Annotated in this window: 2 tRNA genes and 2 rRNA genes (1 of these 4 running past the window's edge); all 4 read right to left on the bottom strand. The window is 53.0% G+C overall.

The features are described from left to right. Positions 1-2,014, bottom strand: a 23S ribosomal RNA gene (locus KBY72_RS13790) (it extends 870 nt beyond the left edge of the window). A gap of 496 nt (positions 2,015-2,510) precedes the next feature. After that, positions 2,511-2,583 (bottom strand) — tRNA-Ala (locus KBY72_RS13785). A gap of 9 nt (positions 2,584-2,592) precedes the next feature. Next, a tRNA-Ile gene (locus tag KBY72_RS13780) sits at positions 2,593-2,666 on the bottom strand. A gap of 260 nt (positions 2,667-2,926) precedes the next feature. Next, positions 2,927-4,411: ribosomal RNA gene (locus KBY72_RS13775) — 16S ribosomal RNA — on the bottom strand. Together the 16S and 23S rRNA genes with 2 tRNA genes alongside form the textbook arrangement of a ribosomal RNA operon. Positions 4,412-5,000: the final 589 nt, after the last annotated feature.

Here is a 5,000-nt window from a genome sequence, read left to right as displayed (position 1 = left end):
CACAGACAATTCTATTTCGCCGAGCCTCTCTCCGAGACAGCGCCCAGATCGTTACGCCTTTCGTGCGGGTCGGAACTTACCCGACAAGGAATTTCGCTACCTTAGGACCGTTATAGTTACGGCCGCCGTTCACCGGGGCTTCAGTCGCCAGCTTCGCTTACGCTGACCAGCTTCCTTAACCTTCCGGCACTGGGCAGGCGTCAGCCCCCATACATCGTCTTGCGACTTAGCGGAGACCTGTGTTTTTGGTAAACAGTCGCCTGGGCCTCTTCACTGCGACCACCTTGCGGTGGCACCCCTTCTCCCGAAGTTACGGGGTCATTTTGCCGAGTTCCTTAGAGAGAGTTACCTCGCGCCCCTCGGTATTCTCTACCACCCCACCTGTGTCGGTTTCGGGTACAGGCCATGATGCCTTAACGGGTATAGGGCTTTTCTTGGAAGCATGACGTCACCAACTTCGCTGCCGTAGCAGCTCGCACTCACGCCTCAGCTCAAACCGTTTTCGCCGGTTCTCAACGCCTCGAACGCTTGGACCAGTAACCAACATCTGGCTTGGCTAGCCTTCTCCGTCCCCCTTCCCAAAACATCACAGGTACAGGAATGTTGACCTGTTGTCCATCGACTACGCCTTTCGGCCTCGCCTTAGGTCCTGACTAACCCTCCGCGGACGAGCCTGCCGGAGGAACCCTTAGGGTTTCGGGGCATGGGATTCTCACCCATGTTTTCGCTACTCAAGCCGACATTCTCACTTCCATGTAGTCCACGCCCGCTTACGCTAACGCTTCACCCCGCATGGAACGCTCCCCTACCATCGGAATCAATTAAGACTCAAATCCGCAGCTTCGGTACAATGCTTAGCCCCGTTCATTTTCGGCGCAGGATCGCTCGACCAGTGAGCTATTACGCACTCCTTTGAGGATGGCTGCTTCTAGGCAAACCTCCTGGTTGTCTGGGCAATCCCACCTCCTTTATCACTCAGCATTGATTTGGGGACCTTAGCTGGCGGTCTGGGCTGTTTCCCTTTCGACCATGGAGCTTATCCCCCACAGTCTGACTGCCTAGTTACACACAGGGTATTCAGAGTTCGTATCGATTTGGTACCGCTCTCGCAGCCCGCACCGAAACGGTGGCTTTACCCCCCTGCTGGAGCACTAGACGCTACGCCTCAACGTATTTCGGGGAGAACCAGCTAGCTCCGGGTTCGATTGGCATTTCACCCCTAACCACAGCTCATCCGCTGATTTTTCAACATCAGTCGGTTCGGACCTCCACTTGGTATCACCCAAGCTTCATCCTGGCCATGGTTAGATCACCCGGGTTCGGGTCTATAAACACTGACGATCGCCCTATTCAGACTCGCTTTCGCTATGGCTCCACCATTCCCGGTTTAACCTGCCAGTGCCTATAAGTCGCCGGCTCATTCTTCAACAGGCACACGGTCACCCGATTAGTCGGGCTCCCATTGCTTGTAAGCTCACGGTTTCATGTTCTATTTCACTCCCCTCCCGGGGTTCTTTTCACCTTTCCCTCGCGGTACTGTTTCGCTATCGGTCACACAGGAGTACTTAGCCTTACGAGGTGGTCCTCGCAGATTCACACGGAATTTCACGTGCTCCGTGCTACTCGGGATACAGCTAGGCCAACTTTGTTTTCGAATACGGGGCTTTCACCCTCTGTGGCGCGCCATTCAAACGCTTCTTCTAACTCTGTTGGTCCACGTTGCTGTCCCACAACCCCGATGCTCGGAAGCATCGGTTTAGGCTCTTCCCCGTTCGCTCGCCGCTACTCAGGGAGTCGTTTTTACTTTCCTTTCCTCCAGCTACTAAGATGTTTCAGTTCGCTGGGTTGGCTCGTGCCGCCCTATGGATTCAGGCGGCCGTTCTAAGGGTTGCCCCATTCGGAAATTCCCGGATCAAAGCGTGTTTCCAGCTCCCCGAGACTTATCGCAGGTAACCACGTCCTTCATCGCCTCTGTGTGCCAAGGTATCCACCGTGAGCCCTTTGTAGCTTGACCAATTTTAACTCCCAGTCCTTCAGGCTGTTGAGGCCTATTCTCTCTAGATTCACCTACACTTAATACTCAAATCTCTTTGAACACCTAATGCGGTTTGAATGCCAGGATCAAACTCCCAAACCCTCGGCGGGCTCAGAAGAAAACTGGAAGCTCTCGGCTCTAAAAACTCAATAGAATTTTCTTGATACCAGCTTTAAGCACTATCCATTGCTGGATGATACTTAAGCCGGAATCAAGCATCCATGAGATGCTTTATTTCCAGACTTTACCTATGCAGTTGTCAAGGTTCTGCTGACATTCAAACAGCCCTGTCTCCAGGGCAGGATTGAATCCAGCGTCTTTTCAACCAAACTTACTAACCAACTATCTGGTTAACTCATTAAGAATGAAAAGAAGCTGAAATCTTCAGCGAACAACAGTCAAGATCACAAACACAGCAAAACTCCTTACTGCAAAACTTGCAGTTACAGATTGAGGGATGAGCATCATCATTGGATGGAGGTTAGCGGACTCGAACCGCTGACATCCTGCTTGCAAAGCAGGCGCTCTACCAACTGAGCTAAACCCCCAAACACGAATGGGCCATCCTGGACTTGAACCAGGGACCTCACCCTTATCAGGGGTGCGCTCTAACCACCTGAGCTAATGGCCCAGGAGCTCTCGCCGCAACCTAGCTCGCCTTTCGGCTTGCCAGATCAAACACAAATAATTAAATTACATGTGCTCTCGGCTTTACCCACTGTGGGGTGACCTAGACAAAGTTTAGGAACTGAAATTAAGACCTTCATCTCCAAACTGATTGCTCAGTTCATCTTGAATTCTTAAATTGAGGTACCGATCGACCTTAGAGATGACAGAATCATGGCCTGAGAATAAATTACTCAGACATCACAATTAGTTATTGTATCCCTGTTAGGAGGTGATCCAGCCGCACCTTCCGGTACGGCTACCTTGTTACGACTTCACCCCAGTCATCAGCCCCACCTTCGGCATCCTCCTCCACAAGGGTTGGAGTAACGACTTCGGGCGTGGCCAACTTCCATGGTGTGACGGGCGGTGTGTACAAGGCCCGGGAACGTATTCACCGCAGTATGCTGACCTGCGATTACTAGCGATTCCTCCTTCACGTAGGCGAGTTGCAGCCTACGATCTGAACTGAGCCACGGTTTATGGGATTTGCTAGCTCTCGCGAGTTTGCTGCCCTTTGTCCGTAGCATTGTAGTACGTGTGTAGCCCAGGATGTAAGGGGCATGATGACTTGACGTCATCCACACCTTCCTCCGGTTTATCACCGGCGGTCTCTCTAGAGTGCCCAACTTAATGCTGGCAACTAAAGACGTGGGTTGCGCTCGTTGCGGGACTTAACCCAACATCTCACGACACGAGCTGACGACAGCCATGCACCACCTGTCACTGCGCTCCCGAAGGCACTTCCAAGTTTCCAAGGAATTCGCAGGATGTCAAACCCTGGTAAGGTTCTTCGCGTTGCATCGAATTAAACCACATACTCCACCGCTTGTGCGGGCCCCCGTCAATTCCTTTGAGTTTCACACTTGCGTGCGTACTCCCCAGGCGGAACACTTAACGCGTTGGCTACGACACCGAGGGGGTCGATTCCCCCGACACCTAGTGTTCATCGTTTACGGCCAGGACTACAGGGGTATCTAATCCCTTTCGCTCCCCTGGCTTTCGTCCATGAGCGTCAGTTATGGCCCAGCAGAGCGCCTTCGCCACTGGTGTTCTTCCCGATATCTACGCATTTCACCGCTACACCGGGAATTCCCTCTGCCCCTACCACACTCTAGTCTTACAGTTTCCATCGCCGAAATGGAGTTGAGCTCCACGTTTTAACGACAGACTTGTAAAACCGCCTGCGGACGCTTTACGCCCAATAATTCCGGATAACGCTTGCCACTCCCGTATTACCGCGGCTGCTGGCACGGAATTAGCCGTGGCTTATTCATCAAGTACCGTCAGATCTTCTTCCTTGATAAAAGAGGTTTACAGCCCAGAGGCCTTCATCCCTCACGCGGCGTTGCTCCGTCAGGCTTGCGCCCATTGCGGAAAATTCCCCACTGCTGCCTCCCGTAGGAGTCTGGGCCGTGTCTCAGTCCCAGTGTGGCTGATCATCCTCTCAGACCAGCTACTGATCGAAGCCTTGGTGAGCCTTTACCACACCAACTAGCTAATCAGACGCGAGCTCATCCTCAGGCGAAATTCATTTCACCTCTCGGCATATGGGGTATTAGCGGCCGTTTCCAGCCGTTATCCCCCTCCTGAGGGCAGATTCTCACGCGTTACTCACCCGTCCGCCACTAACCCGAAGGTTCGTTCGACTTGCATGTGTTAAGCACGCCGCCAGCGTTCATCCTGAGCCAGGATCAAACTCTCCGTTGTAGTTCACGTCCTATCGGCTTTCGCCTCAACCTGAATTGCTTCTCACCCGCTTCAACCCACTGGCGCAGGTCTCACAGTTGGAGCCCCTTCCTCTGACAGAAGGTTTCAAAGAGTGCATTCAGAAATTTCTTTCCTCTTGACTTTCCCGAATCCCAGATCCGGTCGCGCTCGCCTCTCCTATCGGCACACCAGCTCCTGTTCCCTCGTGAGAAGGCAACAAAAACTAACCAACAGGCGCGTCACGCTTTGTTTCTTTTTGACGGGACCTCACACCTTCACTGCTATTTCCGTCACTAGCTGATCTCTCAGCTAAAAAATCAAAGCTCCAACACCCTCCCTCTCAGGCGGTGCAGGCTCCCTTGATCCGTGACGCAGTGAAAGCGTCAGTTCCTAAACTTTTTAGTTGTCCAGGTGCTTCCGCTTCCTCCCCCTCTCGGGAGTTCTCGGCGGAACGTCGCCTCTCAGCGACTCAGAAAACTTACAACACCGTCGGCTCTCGCCTTCTTCGTCGTAAGCCTGCTCGCTTCGGGATCTTCCCCCTTGCGCGCAGTCCAAAAACATATCACCTCCAACGCCCTTCTGGCAAGGA

This window comes from Cyanobium sp. BA5m-21, from assembly GCF_024346235.1.
GTDB classification, from domain to species: Bacteria; Cyanobacteriota; Cyanobacteriia; order PCC-6307; family Cyanobiaceae; genus Cyanobium_A; species Cyanobium_A usitatum.
Note: the sequence above shows the minus strand (reverse complement) of the source record. Positions and strands in the feature narration are given on the sequence as shown.